The following is a 15,422-nucleotide window of genomic DNA, read 5'->3' on the forward strand; positions in this document are numbered from 1 at the left end:
GCGGGTTTTGAGGCACAGTGGGCACATGCGACTACCTGACGCACTGGCCCGGTTCAACAAGATCGTCACCAACCCGATCCAGCGGCAGTGGGCACCACACCTGCCGCCGTTCGCGATGGTCGAGCACGTCGGCCGCAAATCCGGGAAGACCTATTCGAACCCGGTACTCGCCTGGGTCGACCGCGACAAACTCACCATCGTCCTCACCTATGGCAGGCACACCGACTGGGTGCGCAATGTGCAGGCGGCCGGTTCCTTCGTCATCGTCCGCAAGGACAAGCGCTACCGGGTCACCGGGCCCCGGGTCGTGCCGTCGGACTCCCCCGACCTCGCCCGCGGCGCCAAGATCTTCGCGATGCCCTTCGAGTCGGCGCTCCTCGGCACCCTGCACAAGGACTGACCCGCGATGGCCGACGACCCGCTCGACGATTTCACCGCCGAGGACGTGACCCTGCGCGGCGACACCCGCCGCGTCTACCGCAAGGGCACCGGGCCCGCGGTCATCGTGATCGCCGAGATGCCCGGCATCAGCCCGAAGGTCGCCGACGTCGCCCGACGCATCGCCGATCTCGGTGCGACGGCGGTCATGCCCTCCCTGTTCGGTGTCGACGGTCAGGACCCACGACCGGACAACCTCGGCCGGGTGGGTTCGGTGCGCAACATGCTGGGCACCATCGCCAAGACCTGCATCACCCGCGAATTCACCATTCTCGCAACGGGAAAGACCTCACCGGTCGCGGCCTGGCTGCGCGACCTCGCCGCCCGCGAGCACGACCGCTGCGGCGGCCCCGGGGTCGGCGCGGTCGGGATGTGTTTCACCGGCGGCTTCGCACTGGCGATGGCCACCGACGAACGGATGCTGGCCCCGGTGCTGTCGCAACCGTCGTTGCCGTTCGCGGTGCTCCCGGGACGGGCACGCGCCATCGACGTCGACGCCGGTGATCTCGCCAAGGTACAGGCCCGATGCGCCCGCGGTCTGGAGGTGATGGGCCTGCGCTTCGCGGGCGACCAACTCTCGCCGCGGTCGCGATTCGCCTATCTCCAAGAGCTTCTCGGCGACTCGTTCATCGGGATCGAACTACCCGACGACGCCGCCAACCCGGATTCGATGTTCCCCCGGCCACATTCGGTGCTGACCGAGGACCTCTACGACGAACCCGGACAACCCACCAGGCAGGCCTTCGACCGGGTGATGGACTTCTTCACCGACAAACTCGGCTTGCCGCCCACCACTCCGGAATCGCCTGCCGGACTGGGCTAGTCGCCGAGCAGTTCCTGCTGCAGCGCGGCATCCTTGTCCAGGACCATCTGCTCGAGGCCCTTCTGGAACGACACCATCCGCTCCTGCAGGGCAGGGTCGGAGGAGGCGAGGATCCGCACGGCGAGCAGACCGGCGTTGCGTGCACCGCCGACCGAGACGGTCGCGACGGGCACACCCGCGGGCATCTGCACGATCGACAGCAGCGAGTCGAGACCGTCGAGGTGTCGCAGCGGAACCGGCACACCGATCACCGGCAGCGGGGTCGCCGAGGCGACCATGCCCGGAAGATGCGCTGCCCCACCGGCTCCCGCGATGATGACCTCGATGCCGTTGGCGGCGGCGCCGGCGGCGTAGTCGAGCATCCGCTGCGGGGTGCGGTGCGCCGAGACGACACCCACCTGGAACGGCACGTCGAACTCGGCGAGCGCCTCCGCGGCGGCCTTCATCGTCGGCCAGTCGGAGTCGCTGCCCATGATCAGGCCCACGCGGGGACCCCGGAACTCTGCGGTCTCACTCATGAATGAACATCCCATCCGTCGGTCCACGTCGCGTGCGACATCCATTGCGCGGCACGCTCGGCGCGCTCGCGCACCGATTCCATTGATTCCCCCTGGCGGCCGACGATGTTCACGTGGCCGATCTTGCGGTCGCGCCGCTCACCCTTGCCGTACAGGTGCACCTTCGCCTCCGGCATGCGCGCCATCAGATGGTGCAGGCGCTCGTCCATGGACATCGCCGGGGCGCTCGGCGCGCCCAGGATGTTGGCCATCACGGTCAGCGGCGAGGTGGGTGCGGTGTTGCCCAGCGGGTAGTCGAGGACGGCACGCAGATGCTGCTCGAACTGCGAGGTGACCGCGCCGTCCATCGTCCAGTGACCGCTGTTGTGCGGACGCATCGCGAGTTCGTTGACGACGAGCTCCCCGTCGACGGTCTCGAAGAGTTCCATCGCCATGACGCCGACCACGCCGAGTTCATCGGCCAGACGCAAGGCCATCTGCTGGGCCCGCTCAGCGACCTCGTCGGAGAGATCCGGTGCGGGCGCGAGCACGACGGCGCACTGGCCATGACGCTGGATCGTCTCCACGACCGGCCACGCGGCGCCCTGCCCGAACGGGGACCGAGCGATCATCGCCGACAGTTCGCGGCGCATGGGCACCTTCTGCTCGGCGAGCAGGGCCGGTGCGTCGGACGGGTACTCGTCGAAGACCGCGAGCGCCTCGTCGGCGCCGTCGACCAGCCAGACCCCGCGGCCGTCGTATCCGCCGCGGACCGCCTTGATGACGATCTCCCACTCGTTGGCCTCGCCGAACTCGACGAGACGCGCACGGGCGGCCTCACGGTCGCCGGCGAGATCGGCGAACGCCGGTACCGGCAGACCCAGCTCGGCCAGCCGCACGCGCATGGCCAGCTTGTCCTGGGCGAAGTGCAGCGCCTTCGACGGCGGGAGGACCGCCACCCCTTCGGCTTCGAGCGCCTCCAGATGCGCCAGCGGCACACCCTCGTGGTCGAAGGTGAGAGCGGCGGCACCTGCGGCGGCGCGGCGGAGATCGTCGAGTTCGTCGTGCGAACCGAGGACGATGTCGGCGCTCACCTGCGCGGCTGGATCGGACTCGGACGCGGCCAGGACACGCAGACACTGGCCGAGGGCGATCGCGGCCTGATGGGTCATCCGGGCGAGCTGTCCGCCGCCGATCATCGTGACCTTCGGCATACCCGACGCCGCACCGGCACTCCGTGCCGCTTCGGGAGTGGGAGGCACCGTGGAATTCGAGGTCACCGGCCCGTTTTCGGGCGCTTCATCCGGCACGCGAGGATTCACGCGAACCATCGTTCCATGTCCGGTCCGTCATCCGCACAACCGCCCGGAGAACTGTCCCGACCGATTTGTTTCGTACACTCGGATCTTGTGCCATTGATCGACGAGCTGATCGCTCGCCTCCCAGCGCCGGCCCGACGGCTCGTCATGCGGCACCACGAACTCATCAAGTTCGCGATGGTCGGCGGCACGACGTTCGTCTTCGACCTCGCCATCTTCTACAGCCTCAGTCTCACGATCCTCGAGACCAAGCCGGTGATCGCCAAGGTCATCGCCGGTGTGCTGGCGACGATCCTCAGTTACATCCTCAACCGCGAGTGGGCCTTCAAGAACCGCGGGGGCCGGGAGCGGCACCACGAGGCGCTGCTGTTCTTCATCATCAGCGGGATCGGTGTCATCCTGCAGGCCGCACCGCTGTTCATCGGCAACAACGTCTTCGACATGCGGTCCAACCTGAGTGTGTCCGAGGTCGTCGTCGTCGACTTCGTCCTCGGCTACATCATCGGCAACCTGATGCAGATGGCCTTCCGGTTCTGGGCGTTGCGCAAGTTCGCGTTCCCCGAGGAGCTGCTGCGCGGCGGCGACGCCGGGTCCACCGACCTGCACCCGACGCTCGCCGAACTCAACGATGAGGAACTCGGTCACGCGTGATGCCGGTGTCCGAGTCGTCCTGACCCGGATCCTCCTGCTCGTCCGGGTCCTCGCCGTAGCCGCTCGCATACCGGGCCGGGACGACGATCGCGAAGACCGGGGGGCGTCGCACGGTGAGTTCCAGTCGTCCGCCGTCGGCCTCGATGAGCGCCCGCGCCAGGGACAGTCCGACGCCGCTGCGACCGGCACCCGGCCGTTTCCCGGCCGAGAACCCCCGCCGGAAGATGTGCGCGGAGATCTCGTCGGCCACCCCCTCGCCCTCGTCGGCGACCGTGATGCGGACCAGATCACCGGCCTGCAGCGTGCTCACGTCGATCCGGCACATCCCGCGGCCGTGCTGTAAGGCGTTGTCGACGAGCACGCTGACCGCCTCGCGTAGGCGCCCGGACTGCGAGGTGAGTGCCTGTGGCGCCCCGTCGACCTCCACGGTCAGCTCGCGGCCCTGGGCATCGAAGGCGTGGCGAAAGTCCTCGACCAGCGTGGTGAGCATCTCCCCGACGTCGATGAAATGCGGTGCGGGTTCGTCGGCCCGCGAGGCCTCCACCAGTTCGTCGAGTTCGGTGGCCAGTCGTTCGACCTGATCGAGCGCGGCCTCGGCCTCGGTGACCACGGCCGGGTCCTCGTGCAGGGTCAGCTCCTCGAGTCGTAGCTGGATGGCGGTCAGCCGGCTGCGCAGCTGATGCGACGCGTCGCCGGCGATCTCACGCTCCCGCTCGATCCGCAGCGCCTGCGCGGTGTTGGCGTCGGCGAGCGCCCGGGACACCCGGTCGAGCTCGGCGATGCCGTACATCTTCCATTCGGTGCGGAAGTCGGCGCGCCCGAGCGTCGCCGCCCGGTCGGCGAGATCGGTCAGGGGGTCGACGATCCGGCCGGCCGTCACGGTGGCCACCACCGATCCGCCGATCACCGAGGAGAGCACCACGAGCAGCACGATCCCGGTCGCGGTCATCTGGTCGTCGCGGACCTCGTCGCGCGGGATGGACAGGGTCAACATGCCGGCGGAGCCCAGACCGATGGATTCCGACAGCCGGGAACCCCCGATGTCGGCGCCCACGACCAACCGCTGGGCCGTCCCCTCGAGATCCGGGTAGGTGATCGTCAGACGCCCGTTCGGCGGCAGCAGCAGCTCGAAGGACTCCCGGTTGACCGAGTCGCGCGGGATGCGCCCGTCGGCGCCCTCCTGGCGGATGAGCTGATCGGCGATGATCTTGAGCCGGTTGTCGAGGTCCTGGTGGGCGTTGTCGGCGACCCACCACCAGGCGACCACGCTCAACGGGATGCCCAGCAGACATCCGACCGCGATCAGGACGCCGATCATCGTGGTGAGCAGGCGTCGCCGCATGGACGCCGGGCGGCGAATCGAAGCGGGTCGTATGGGCATCGGCTTAGGGGTCGAACCGGAAACCGACGCCGCGCACCGTCACGATGTGCCGCGGGCGGCTGTGCCGGTCGTCGCCGATCTTCCGGCGCAGCCACGAGATGTGCATGTCGAGGGTCTTCGACGACCGCAGATCCACCGACCCCCAGACCTCGGTGAGGATCTCCTCGCGTGTCACGACCTCGCCGGCGCGCTCCATGAGGAACCGCAGGAGATCGAACTCGCGGTTCGCCAGGGTGAGGTCCTGTCCGTCGGCCAGGACGCGGCGCGCCCGGGCGTCGAGCCGGATCTCGCCGCCCTCGAGCACCTCGTCACCGTCGCCGGGCTGGCGGCGCCGCAGCAGGGCGCGCACGCGCGCGAGGAGTTCTGCGAGCCGGAAGGGTTTGCCGACATAGTCGTCCGCACCGGCGTCGAGGCCGACGACGAAGTCCACCTCGTCGGTGCGTGCGGTGAGCATGAGGACCGCCAGTGCGGGACGTTGGGCACGCACCCGCCGACAGACCTCGAGTCCGTCGAGAACCGGGAGCCCGAGGTCGAGGATGAGCAGCTCGTAGCGACTGTCGAGCGCCTTCTCCAGCGCGTCGGCGCCGGTGCTCACGACCTCGCACCCGTATCCCTCCCGTGTCAGCGCACGTGCGAGCGGTTCGGCGATCGCGGCGTCGTCCTCGGCGAGCAGCACATTGGTCAACGCTCCCGCGCCCCTCTGCTCTCGGGACGGTCGGCGGGGCCGTCCGGGTCGCCGTAGGCGTCGTCTGGATGGTCGTCGTCGCCGTACATGTCGAGCACCTCGTGATAGAGCAGGGAGTGGACCTTCTCCACCTGCGGGATGTCGTCGAAGGACAACGGCTCGTCGGAGGCCGACTCGATGACCAACGTTCCGGTCCGCAGCATCCGGTCGATCACGCCGTGGCGGAATTCGACGGTGTTGATCCGCCGGATCGGGATGTCGATCCCGGACCGCGTGAGGATTCCGTTGCGGAACATCACCCGGCGGTCGGTCAGCACGAAGTGCGTTGTCTTCCAGGACAGCAGCGGGCGGATGAAGTACCAGATGAGGCCGAGCGCCCACACCACGCCGACGACGATCAGCAGCACTGTCCGCGGGGTCGAGCTCAGCGACGACCCGGCGATCACGCCGGCGAGGACACCTGCGGCCGCGGTGATGATCCCGAATAGCAGGAACGGCCCGAGCAGACACTTCCAATGAGGGTGCCGGTGGAGAACCACACGTTCACCGGGCGCCAGGTTCTCCCGCGGGTAAGCCATGCGGCTCAGCATAATCGGGACGGGCGTGCCCGGGGGGCACGCTGAGTAGACTGCGAGGCACCAGTACCGATCGACTGCCGGGCACGTTGGGGCGGTCGGCGAGGAGAGATGTGATGACCTACCAGGAACCGCGGGGCCCGCACCGCGATCCCGATCCCCGGACCGCCCGCTACGAGTCCGGCTACAACCCCGATTCGCGTGCCTACAGCCAGCAGGGCGCGCCCTACGAGGAGCCGTACCGCGACCAGTACCCCGCCGAGCCCTACGGCGGCGGCGACGCCTACCGCGCCGCGGGCGGATATGCGGAGCAGCCGCGGCCGGCGCGGGCGCCGCGACGCGGCCCGGACGTCAACCCGGTCACCTTCGCCGGTGGCGTGGTGATGACCGGTGTGGTCACCGGCCTGGCGGCCTGGCTGGTCGCGTGGATCATCTCGGCCTTCGTCGAGAAGGTGAACGAGTCCGGCAAGCTCGGGGTGTGGAATCCGGTGGCGGCCAGCGAGATCTGGTTCGGCGTCGTGGGCTTCCTGTGCGCGCTCGCCGCGGGCGCCCTCTGGTACGTCCTCCAGCTGATCACGCCGGCGCCCAACCAGTTCTACCGCTGGATCGTCGGCCTGCTCCTGGTCGCCGCGGTGCTGATCCCGATCCTCACCTACCAGCAGACCTCGGTCGGCATCGAGACCGCGATCCTGCACTTCGTCATCGGCCTGCCGCCGTTGACGATCATCCCCGCGATGGGCATCAAGAGCCTGCAGCGTCCTGCCGGCTGATCTAGACCGGCCGCAGGTGCGTGACGTCGCCTGCGGCCGCGATCACCTGCCGCCCGTCGGCGTCGACGACGATCCGCCCGGACGCGTCGACGCCGGTCGCGGTGCCGACGACCTCCTCGTCGCCCGGCAGCAGCAGCCGTACGCGGCGCCCGATGGTGTCGCTGTCCTCCCGATAGCGGGCCGCGAGTCCGTCGACGTCGTGCGGCCAGAGGTCGAGCAGCTCCGACAACGCCCGCAGGTACGACGCCGCGAGCTCGGTGAGCGGGACGTCTTTGCCGGTCGCCAGCTGCAACGACGTCGCGGTGGGCACCGGCAACTGCTCCTGCGTCATCGTCGTGTTGAGGCCGGTCCCGATCACCGCCACTCCCCCGTCCCCGTGCCGGGTGTGCGGCGAACGCGTGTACTCCGACAGGATTCCGGCGGTCTTGCGCCCCTCGATCAGAACGTCGTTGGGCCACTTGAGGGTCGGCCGCACGCCCACCGCCTCGCCGATGCCCTGGACCGCGGCGAGGCCGGCCAGCAGCGACAGCCAACCGAGGTCCTCGGTGTGCTCACCGACCTCCACCGCCACCGACATCGCCAGCTGGGTCCCGCGCGGCGCCGTCCACGTCCGCGCGTGACGTCCGCGGCCCGCGCTCTGATCGGTGGTCAGGTGTACCGTCCCGTCGATCGATTCGGTGGCCGCGCGTGTCACGAGATCGGCGTTGGTCGACCCCGTCGCGTCGACCACCTCGATCCGGTGCCAGCGCGTGTCGGCGAGTCGGGTCCGGAGCAGATCGGCGTCGAGGGTCATGTCTGAAGAACCTACTGGGTGCCTCGCCCAGGGATGACGAGCGGCGCAAACCCGCCGAAACGTTTGCGTAGCAAATGGTCCCTAGTGTGCGCACATGGATGTCGATGTCTTCGCCCAGCCCTCGAAACACCCACGGATGCACGGCGGATCGGCTCGAGGCCGCCACTCCACCGTGCGATGGGTGCGCGACATGATGGCGGCGTCGATCCGCGCGGGCCATCTGCCGGAGTCTGCACAACTCGCCGAGGACGCGCTCGTCAGCGAACTCGGCCCGAGCCGCGGAACGGTCCGCGCCGCGCTCCGGTCGCTCGCCGAGGACGGTCTTCTCGTCCGGAGACCCCGGGTGGGGACCATCGTCCATCCGCGACATGCGCGGCTCGAGATCTCCGACACCGTGGACAGGTCGTGGCAGGACCCCGAGATCTCGCTGCAGATCCTCGATCAGCGCACGGTCGCGACGACCGAGTTCCTCCGATCATGTCTGGCGACGGAGGACGAATCCGTCCGGCTCCTCGACATCTTGATCCGACGCCACGGCGAGGTGATCGGGGTCCGGACCGCCTACTTCTCCGCGGAGGTCACGTTCGACTTCGGCGCGTACTCGGGTCCGGTCACGATGGGTTCTGTGTCCTCCCTGCACTTTCCGGCGCCCATCGCGATTGTGGTGACCGAGGTGACGGCCGCGGCTGCCGACGCCCGGACGAGCGAACAACTCGGTATCGCCGAAGGCTCGCCGGTGTTGTGCCGGACCCAGGTGTTCTCTGATGCAGACGGGCGTCCGCTGCAGGTGTCCTTCGACCACTACCGCGCCGACCGGACGTCTTTCGTCACCGACCCGCTGGCAGTCACGATGCAGGATTGAGCATCGTCGCAGGTAGAGGGCGCGAGCACCGGCGCAAAGTTCGTTTACGCCGTCGGAACGGTCCACGAAACACCGGATTCCTACCTTCATCTCAGAACGCCCCGGCGATCTTCTCCCGCTCACCTCACCCCAGGAGTCTCGATGATGAAGTACGGCGTCTTCCTCCCGACGGTCAACAACGGTTACATCCTGTCCAAGGCCTCCCCGCAGTACATGCCGAGTTATGAACTGAACAAACAGATCTCGGTCGACGCCGAGGCCGCCGGCTACGAATTCGTGCTGACCATGTCCAAGTTCCGCGGCTACGGCTCCGAGGGCAGCGGCTTCTGGGACTACGCCCAGGACCCGCTCGCGGTCGTTGGACCGCTCATCGGCGCGACGTCGACCATCAAGATCTGGGGCTCAGTCGGCGCACCGCCGGTCCATCCGGCGATGGCCGCCCGGATCGCCGCCACCTACGACGACGCCAGCGGCGGCCGGTTCGGCATCAACATCGTCGCCGGGTGGAACCGCAGTGAGTACGCACAGATGGGTCTGTGGCCGGGCGAGGACTACCCGAGCAAGCGCTACGGATACGTCGACGAGTACGTCCACATCCTGCGGACCCTCTGGGAGACCGGACGGATGACGTAAGAGAGCGAACACTTCCGGCTCGACGACTGCCTCGTGCAGCCGACACCGCGTCACGGGGTCACGGTGGTCATCCCGGGTCAGTCCCCGCGGTCGATCGAGGCTGCCGCCAACCGCGCCGACGTGAACTTCGCGCTGGGTGACTTCGACCAGGTCGCCAAGGCACGCGCCGACCTCGTCTCCGTCGCCTCGCGGGCAGGGCGCGACGTCGGGACCGCTGCGCTGTACGGCATCATCACCGCCCCCACCGATGCCGAGGCGGTGGAGATGGTGCAGTCGTTCGCCGCCGACACCGACGTCGAGGCCGCGGACGGGCTCCGCGCCGCAGCCGCCGGCGACCCGACCGGGATGTCCGCGAAGATCCAGACCCAGGAGCGCCGCCAGGTGCTCGACATCGACTTCGACTACCCGACCCGCGCCGCGGTCGTCACCGGTTCCTGCCTGTTCCACCCGCACCTCGTCGGCTCCTACGACCGCATCGCCGCATTCCTCCACGATCTCGACCAGGTCGCCGGCGTAGACCGCAGCGTGTTGTCGTTCCCCGACTACACGACCGACGTCTCCGCCTTCATGCAGAACGTGGCACCGCGCGTCAGTCACCTCGCTGCGGTGTGAGTCGGATCGCGGTCTCGCGCAGGTCGTCCGCCGACCCGCGCGGGACCGCGTCCGTCCAGCTCAGAGGCACCCGAGGGCACCGAGAAACGGACAAACAGACCGCCACCGACCGATCGCTCGGGAACCTGAGGGATATCTCACGTTGATCCGGTTGACGTGGCTCACACTCAGGTAGTTAGCATCGACAGTCATGACCACAGCTTCACGCGACGATTCCGCCGCTCCCGACATCCACACGACAGCGGGGAAGCTCGCCGATCTGCGCAATCGTCTCGAAGAGGCGAAGCACCCCGTGGGCGAGGCCGCCGTCGAGAAGACCCATGCGAAGGGCAAGCTGACCGCCCGCGAGCGGATCACCCACCTGCTCGACGAGGGATCGTTCGTCGAACTCGACGCGCTCGCCAAGCACCGCAGCACCAACTTCGGTCTCGCCGAGCGTCGACCTGTCGGAGACGGTGTGGTCACCGGTTACGGCACGATCGACGGCCGCGAGGTCTGCATCTTCTCGCAGGACGCCACCGTCTTCGGCGGCAGCCTCGGTGAGGTCTACGGCGAGAAGATCGTCAAGGTCATGGATCTGGCCATCAAGACCGGCCGCCCGCTGATCGGCATCAACGACGGCGCCGGCGCCCGTATCCAGGAGGGCGTGGTCTCCCTCGGCCTGTACGGCGAGATCTTCCACCGCAACGTCCGCGCCTCGGGTGTCATCCCCCAGATCTCGCTGATCATGGGTGCCGCCGCCGGCGGCCATGTGTACTCGCCCGCACTGACCGACTTCGTGGTCATGGTCGACAAGACCAGCCAGATGTTCATCACCGGCCCGGACGTCATCAAGACCGTCACCGGTGAAGAGGTCACGCAGGAAGAACTCGGCGGCGCGACCACCCACATGGCCAAGTCGGGCACCGCACACTACGTCGCCTCCGACGAGGAGGACGCGCTCGAGTACGTCAAGGAGCTCCTGAGCTACCTGCCGAGCAACAACCGCGCCGACGCACCTCGCCTGCCGGTCGCGCAGCCGGCCGCCGGGTCCATCGAGGACACCCTGAACGACGAGGACCTCGAGCTCGACACGCTCATCCCGGACTCGCCGAACCAGCCGTACGACATGCACGAGGTCATCCGTCGCATCCTCGACGACGACGAATTCCTCGAGATCCAGGCCGATTACGCGAAGAACATCATCGTCGGTTACGGCCGCGTCGACGGACGCAGCGTCGGCATCGTCGCCAACCAGCCGACCCAGTTCGCCGGCTGCCTCGACATCGACGCCTCGGAGAAGGCCGCCCGCTTCGTGCGCACCTGCGACGCCTTCAACATCCCGATCGTCACCCTGGTGGACGTGCCCGGCTTCCTGCCCGGTACCGACCAGGAGTACCGCGGCATCATCCGACGCGGCGCCAAGCTGCTCTACGCCTACGGCGAGGCAACGGTCGGCAAGATCACCGTCATCACCCGCAAGGCCTACGGCGGCGCATACGACGTCATGGGCTCCAAGCACATGGGCGCCGACGTGAACCTCGCGTGGCCGACCGCGCAGATCGCCGTCATGGGCGCCTCCGGCGCCGTCGGCTTCGTCTACCGCAACCAGCTCAAGGAAGCCGCCGCGAAGGGCGAGGACGTCGACGCACTGCGCCTCGAGCTGCAGCAGGAGTACGAGGACACCCTCGTCAACCCGTACGTCGCCGCGGCCCGCGGATACGTCGACGCGGTCATCCCGCCGAGCCACACCCGCGGCCAGATCGCGACCGCGCTCAAGCTGCTCGAGCGCAAGATGGTCAACCTGCCGCCGAAGAAGCACGGGAACATCCCCCTGTGAGCGAGAGCGGCGTGAGTGAGGCATCCGTGAACGAGAGCACCGAGAAGGCGGCAGAGAAGCCGTTCCTGACCGTCGTCAACGGCAACCCGACCGACGAGGACCTCGCCGTTCTGGTGAGCGTCCTGGCCGGCGCGGGCGCCGGTGGGGGCGAGCCGGAACCGGAGATCCGCAACGACTGGGGCCGGCCCGTCGACCGGTTGCGTCCGCAGTGGGGCGCACCGTCGAGCTTCACCAACATGCGCTACTGACACGTGCCTGACTCCCAGATCGGGTCGAACACACACGAGACCGGGCCGGCCACCGCCGGCCCGGTCTTCGTGCTCGGGTCCGCGTCCCCCGCCCGTCTTCGGGTTTTGCGTGCCGCGGGTGTCGAACCGGTGGTCCGTGTCTCGGACGTGGACGAGGACGCGGTGCTGGCCCAGTTATCGCCCGGCACTCCCCCCGATGCCGTGGTCGCCGCACTGGCGCGCGCGAAGGCCGAGGCCGTCGCCGCGCTCCCGGACATCGCCGGCGCGGTCGAGAACGGCGAGACGGTCGTGGTGATCGGCTGCGACTCGATGCTGCTTCTCGGCGATCGTCTGCTGGGCAAGCCGCACACCCCCGAACGCGCACTGGCCCAGTGGGGCGAGATGCGCGGGCGCAGCGCCGATCTGCTCACCGGCCATCACCTGATCCGGCTGAGCCCCGGCGACGATTCCGCCACTGCGACCGGGACCTCCTCCACGACGATCCATTTCACCGACGCCGACGACGACGTGATCGCGCGCTACGTCGACAGCGGCGAACCATTGCAGGTCGCGGGTGCCTTCACCCTCGACGGCCTCGGCGGCTGGTTGGTTGAGCGCATCGACGGCGACCCGTCGTCGGTCATCGGGATCGGCCTACCACTCGTGCAGCGCCTGCTGACCGAGGTCGAGCTGTCGGTCACCGACTTCTGGCTGCACTGAGCCCACCCAGATTGATGTCGCGTGCGACGTCATTCCGCATTCGTCCATCCGCGGCGATGCCGCTCCCGAGGTGCGAGCGAGCGCTCCCACTCGCTCCCTGATCCGAAAGAGCGCGACGCACACAGCTCTGCTGCCTGAGGTGCGAGCGCAGCGTCCCCCTCGCTCCCTGAGGTGCGAGCGCAGCGTCCCCCTCGCTCCCTGAGGTGCGAGCGCAGCGAGCCTCGAAGGGTCAGCGCACCTCGAACCACTCGACCAGTACGGCCCGGTGAACTGACGAAAAATTCGTCCCCGTGAGCACCATCCGAGGGCATATTGCCCTCGAAAGCCGCTCAGGGGGACGAGATTTTCGCGCCGCCGTGCCGCATTCTCCCGGGTCCCGCTGCGCGGCGATCGATGTCGCGCGCGACATCAATCTGAGGGAACGACTTCGGCCGAAATCGAACGGCCGGACTGATGTCGCGTGCGACGTCATTCCGTACCCGCTCATTCGGCGTCACTCGACCTCGAAGAACTCCGGCCAGTACCGCTGCAGGCAGTCCACCGGCTGACCTTGGCGATTGAACTTCGGGCCGGTGAGTCCGATGGTCAGCGCTCGCGCACGCTCGACCGCCGAGCCGTGTCCCGTCGCCCCGCCGGTGTCGCCGATGATCGGGAGCAGCGTCGCGACCTGCAGGATCTCCCTGGGTCCCAACCCGTCACGCTGATAGGCGGTGGCGGCCCAGTTCGCGGCCAGGCAGTCGGCGACCAGCTCACTGTTCTTGCCCTGCGGCAGGCGTCGTTCCGGGATGTCGAAGGCCTCCGCCATCCGGAAGACCACGTTGTGCCCGTACTCGTGGGCGACGACGATGGCGGCGGTGAAGTCCCCGACGATCGGCGACGGCACCCCGAAGACGTTCCCGTCCCAGATGGCGGCGAAGGTGTCGACCGGCAGCACGACGCTGCCCTCGGTCTCCTGCCCCTCACCGTTGGGCTCCTCGTCGACCCCGCAGAAGAAGGCGTTGGCCTCGTCGGACGCTATCCGGTTCGACGCCCCGTCCTCGTCGATGCATTCGGTGGCAAAGGTGGTGCCCGACTCGATGAGGACCCGTCCCGGCGCGGGGTCGCCCCAGCCGAGTTCGCCGAACCAGCCGCCCCAGGTCTGGTCGAGGTCGTCGAGCAGCGTGGTGAGGTACTTCGGTACCGCGGTGTCGACGTTGGACGAGTTCACCCCGCTGGTCATGAGCTCCGCCGAGGGTGTCACCAGTTCGGGGCAGTCGTCGAGACTGCACCGGGTGGGGTCGGCGTTGCTCGGCGTCGACGACGGGATCCTCGACCGCGACGGCGAACTCGGGGTCGGCGACCCCGGCTCTGCGGACGAAGTCGACGACGACGCTCGGCTCGACGAGTCGTCGGCGGAGATGAGCGAACATCCGCTCGTCGCGGCGAGCACGGCCGCCGCCAGCGGGACACCCCACCGCATGAGTCGCGAGACACTCCGGCGCTCCACCCGAGCCCCACGTCGATCGATCATTGGGCGAACTTAGCAGGCAACCACCCCACTGACCTGCGGTTTGTCATCCGACCGAAGCACAGCCCGGTCGGGCACCACAGACCGCACCCGATCTGCCACCGGGCGGTCCCGCGGGGCGATGCCCTACCCTTTATCTCCGGGACCGGTCACGGTCCGCGCGATGAATGTCGAGACGCCCGAACGCACCAAGCTGGAGAACAGACCGTGAGTGTTGAAACCGACCCGAATCCGGCCTTCGCCGAGTACGCCCACCCCGAGCGGTTGGTGACCACTCAGTGGCTGTCGGCTCACCTGGGCGCGAAGGGCCTCAAGATCATCGAATCCGATGAGGACGTGTTGCTCTACGACATCGGCCACATCCCCACCGCGCAGAAGATCGACTGGCACCTGCACCTCAACGATCCGGTCACCCGCGATTACATCAACGGTGAGCAGTTCGCAGAACTGATGCGCAGCAAGGGAATCGAGCGCGACGACACCATCGTCATCTACGGCGACAAGTCCAACTGGTGGGCAGCCTACGCACTCTGGGTGTTCACGTTGTTCGGTCACGAGGACGTGCGCCTGCTCGACGGCGGTCGCGACGCGTGGATGGCCGAGGACCGCGACACCTCCTTCGACGTCCCCGAGTACCCGCGGTCGGACTACCCCGTCGTCGAGCGCGACGACACCAAGATCCGCGCCTTCGCCCCGCAGGTCCTCGAGGTGCTCGGCACCGAGCCACTCGTCGACGTCCGCTCGCCGCAGGAGTACACCGGCGAACGCACCCACATGCCCGACTACCCCGAAGAGGGCGCACTGCGCGGCGGCCACATCCCCACCGCGGTGTCGATCCCGTGGGCCAAGGCCGCCGCACCGGACGGCCGGTTCCGTTCGCGCACCGAGCTCGACGAGATCTACGGCGACCTCGACAAGGACACCCCGACCATCGCCTACTGCCGCATCGGCGAGCGGTCCAGCCACACCTGGTTCGTGCTCACCCACCTGTTGGGGTACACCAAGGTTCGCAACTACGACGGATCGTGGACCGAGTGGGGCAACGCGGTGCGCGTGCCCATCGCGGTCGGCGACGAGCCGGGTGCCGCACCCGGCTCCAAGTGAGCCCTG

General features: G+C 68.3%; 17 protein-coding genes and 1 pseudogene. 11 read left to right on the forward strand and 7 right to left on the reverse strand.

Annotation, left to right across the window (positions count from 1 at the left end; all coding sequences use genetic code 11):
* Positions 1-25: 25 nt before the first annotated feature.
* Both M1L58_RS07390 and M1L58_RS07395 read left to right on the forward strand, forming a co-directional pair.
* The gene (locus M1L58_RS07390; protein WP_248658372.1) at positions 26-400 is read left to right on the forward strand and encodes a nitroreductase family deazaflavin-dependent oxidoreductase; all 375 of its coding nucleotides are present in this window, start codon (positions 26-28) and stop codon (positions 398-400) included.
* Positions 401-406: 6 nt separating this feature from the next.
* Positions 407-1,261 carry a dienelactone hydrolase family protein gene (locus tag M1L58_RS07395; protein WP_248658373.1) on the forward strand — a complete coding sequence of 285 codons (855 nt, stop codon included), beginning with the start codon at positions 407-409 and terminating at the stop codon, positions 1,259-1,261.
* Here M1L58_RS07395 and purE read toward each other — a convergent pair.
* Both purE and M1L58_RS07405 read right to left on the reverse strand, forming a co-directional pair.
* Positions 1,258-1,779: a 5-(carboxyamino)imidazole ribonucleotide mutase gene (purE, locus tag M1L58_RS07400; RefSeq protein WP_006360458.1), complete on the reverse strand. Its 522-nt coding sequence runs from the start codon at positions 1,777-1,779 to the stop codon at positions 1,258-1,260. The two genes, M1L58_RS07395 and purE, sit on opposite strands and share 4 nt — an antisense overlap.
* Complete coding sequence (locus tag M1L58_RS07405; RefSeq protein WP_282578440.1) at positions 1,776-3,089, reverse strand: 5-(carboxyamino)imidazole ribonucleotide synthase; 1,314 nt, start codon at positions 3,087-3,089, stop codon at positions 1,776-1,778. The genes purE and M1L58_RS07405 overlap by 4 nt, the downstream gene beginning before the upstream one ends.
* A gap of 78 nt (positions 3,090-3,167) precedes the next feature.
* On the opposite strand from M1L58_RS07405, the gene M1L58_RS07410 reads away from it, so the two are divergent.
* The gene (locus M1L58_RS07410; protein WP_248658374.1) at positions 3,168-3,728 is read left to right on the forward strand and encodes a GtrA family protein; all 561 of its coding nucleotides are present in this window, start codon (positions 3,168-3,170) and stop codon (positions 3,726-3,728) included.
* On the opposite strand, the gene M1L58_RS07415 is transcribed toward M1L58_RS07410, so the two are convergent.
* From M1L58_RS07415 to M1L58_RS07425, 3 genes are read right to left on the reverse strand one after another with little or no spacing between them, the layout of a single operon-like run.
* The gene (locus M1L58_RS07415) at positions 3,700-5,070 is read right to left on the reverse strand and encodes a sensor histidine kinase (protein WP_248658461.1); all 1,371 of its coding nucleotides are present in this window, start codon (positions 5,068-5,070) and stop codon (positions 3,700-3,702) included. The genes M1L58_RS07410 and M1L58_RS07415 overlap by 29 nt on opposite strands.
* Positions 5,071-5,113: 43 nt before the next feature.
* A complete protein-coding gene (locus M1L58_RS07420; RefSeq protein ID WP_248658375.1) occupies positions 5,114-5,794 on the reverse strand; it encodes a response regulator transcription factor in 681 nt (226 codons plus the stop codon).
* Positions 5,791-6,372, reverse strand: coding sequence for a PH domain-containing protein (locus M1L58_RS07425; RefSeq protein WP_245548579.1), 582 nt, complete (start codon positions 6,370-6,372; stop codon positions 5,791-5,793). Before M1L58_RS07425 ends, M1L58_RS07420 begins: the two co-directional genes overlap by 4 nt.
* Before the next feature lie 113 nt (positions 6,373-6,485).
* Here M1L58_RS07425 and M1L58_RS07430 point away from each other — a divergent pair, with 113 nt between their 5' ends.
* The gene (locus tag M1L58_RS07430) at positions 6,486-7,139 is read left to right on the forward strand and encodes a hypothetical protein (RefSeq protein ID WP_248658376.1); all 654 of its coding nucleotides are present in this window, start codon (positions 6,486-6,488) and stop codon (positions 7,137-7,139) included.
* 1 nt (position 7,140) lies between these two features.
* Here the strand turns inward: M1L58_RS07430 and M1L58_RS07435 are convergent, their stop codons facing one another.
* On the reverse strand, positions 7,141-7,932 hold the full coding sequence (locus M1L58_RS07435; RefSeq protein WP_248658377.1) for a biotin--[acetyl-CoA-carboxylase] ligase: 792 nt from the start codon (positions 7,930-7,932) through the stop codon (positions 7,141-7,143).
* 94 nt (positions 7,933-8,026) lie between these two features.
* Here M1L58_RS07435 and M1L58_RS07440 point away from each other — a divergent pair, with 94 nt between their 5' ends.
* From M1L58_RS07440 to M1L58_RS07460, 5 genes and pseudogenes are all read left to right on the forward strand, one after another.
* On the forward strand, positions 8,027-8,794 hold the full coding sequence (locus M1L58_RS07440) for a GntR family transcriptional regulator (RefSeq protein ID WP_248658378.1): 768 nt from the start codon (positions 8,027-8,029) through the stop codon (positions 8,792-8,794).
* A gap of 144 nt (positions 8,795-8,938) precedes the next feature.
* Positions 8,939-10,039, forward strand: a pseudogene (locus tag M1L58_RS07445) (LLM class flavin-dependent oxidoreductase).
* Between the two features lie 190 nt (positions 10,040-10,229).
* Positions 10,230-11,858: an acyl-CoA carboxylase subunit beta gene (locus M1L58_RS07450; RefSeq protein WP_006359257.1), complete on the forward strand. Its 1,629-nt coding sequence runs from the start codon at positions 10,230-10,232 to the stop codon at positions 11,856-11,858.
* An 11-nt stretch (positions 11,859-11,869) separates the two neighbouring features.
* Positions 11,870-12,106, forward strand: a complete 237-nt coding sequence (locus M1L58_RS07455) for an acyl-CoA carboxylase subunit epsilon (protein ID WP_248658379.1) — start codon at positions 11,870-11,872, stop codon at positions 12,104-12,106.
* A 3-nt stretch (positions 12,107-12,109) separates the two neighbouring features.
* Positions 12,110-12,805, forward strand: a complete 696-nt coding sequence (locus tag M1L58_RS07460) for a Maf family protein (RefSeq protein ID WP_248658380.1) — start codon at positions 12,110-12,112, stop codon at positions 12,803-12,805.
* A 493-nt stretch (positions 12,806-13,298) separates the two neighbouring features.
* Here M1L58_RS07460 and M1L58_RS07465 read toward each other — a convergent pair whose 3' ends face one another.
* Positions 13,299-14,024, reverse strand: coding sequence for a metalloprotease (locus tag M1L58_RS07465; RefSeq protein ID WP_248658381.1), 726 nt, complete (start codon positions 14,022-14,024; stop codon positions 13,299-13,301).
* Here M1L58_RS07465 and M1L58_RS07470 point away from each other — a divergent pair.
* Together M1L58_RS07470 and M1L58_RS07475 are read left to right on the forward strand one after the other, a co-directional pair.
* Positions 14,023-14,328 carry a hypothetical protein gene (locus M1L58_RS07470; protein WP_248658382.1) on the forward strand — a complete coding sequence of 102 codons (306 nt, stop codon included), beginning with the start codon at positions 14,023-14,025 and terminating at the stop codon, positions 14,326-14,328. The two genes, M1L58_RS07465 and M1L58_RS07470, sit on opposite strands and share 2 nt — an antisense overlap.
* A 191-nt stretch (positions 14,329-14,519) precedes the next feature.
* Positions 14,520-15,416: a sulfurtransferase gene (locus M1L58_RS07475; protein ID WP_248658383.1), complete on the forward strand. Its 897-nt coding sequence runs from the start codon at positions 14,520-14,522 to the stop codon at positions 15,414-15,416.
* Positions 15,417-15,422: the final 6 nt, after the last annotated feature.

This window comes from Gordonia sp. C13, from assembly GCF_023218005.1.
GTDB lineage: Bacteria > Actinomycetota > Actinomycetes > Mycobacteriales > Mycobacteriaceae > Gordonia > Gordonia namibiensis.

Excerpts from the sequence above, each read along its gene's own strand:
- M1L58_RS07390 (WP_248658372.1), top strand. The coding sequence starts at position 26 with ATGCGACTACCTGACGCACTGGCCCGGTTCAACAAGATCGTCACCAAC.
- M1L58_RS07395 (WP_248658373.1), top strand. The coding sequence starts at position 407 with ATGGCCGACGACCCGCTCGACGATTTCACCGCCGAGGACGTGACCCTG.
- purE (WP_006360458.1), bottom strand. The coding sequence starts at position 1,779 with ATGAGTGAGACCGCAGAGTTCCGGGGTCCCCGCGTGGGCCTGATCATG.
- M1L58_RS07405 (WP_282578440.1), bottom strand. The coding sequence starts at position 3,089 with ATGGTTCGCGTGAATCCTCGCGTGCCGGATGAAGCGCCCGAAAACGGG.
- M1L58_RS07415 (WP_248658461.1), bottom strand. The coding sequence starts at position 5,070 with ATGCGGCGACGCCTGCTCACCACGATGATCGGCGTCCTGATCGCGGTC.
- M1L58_RS07425 (WP_245548579.1), bottom strand. The coding sequence starts at position 6,372 with ATGGCTTACCCGCGGGAGAACCTGGCGCCCGGTGAACGTGTGGTTCTC.
- M1L58_RS07430 (WP_248658376.1), top strand. The coding sequence starts at position 6,486 with ATGACCTACCAGGAACCGCGGGGCCCGCACCGCGATCCCGATCCCCGG.
- M1L58_RS07435 (WP_248658377.1), bottom strand. The coding sequence starts at position 7,932 with ATGACCCTCGACGCCGATCTGCTCCGGACCCGACTCGCCGACACGCGC.
- M1L58_RS07440 (WP_248658378.1), top strand. The coding sequence starts at position 8,027 with ATGGATGTCGATGTCTTCGCCCAGCCCTCGAAACACCCACGGATGCAC.
- M1L58_RS07450 (WP_006359257.1), top strand. The coding sequence starts at position 10,230 with ATGACCACAGCTTCACGCGACGATTCCGCCGCTCCCGACATCCACACG.
- M1L58_RS07470 (WP_248658382.1), top strand. The coding sequence starts at position 14,023 with ATGAGCTCCGCCGAGGGTGTCACCAGTTCGGGGCAGTCGTCGAGACTG.
- M1L58_RS07465 (WP_248658381.1), bottom strand. The coding sequence starts at position 14,024 with ATGACCAGCGGGGTGAACTCGTCCAACGTCGACACCGCGGTACCGAAG.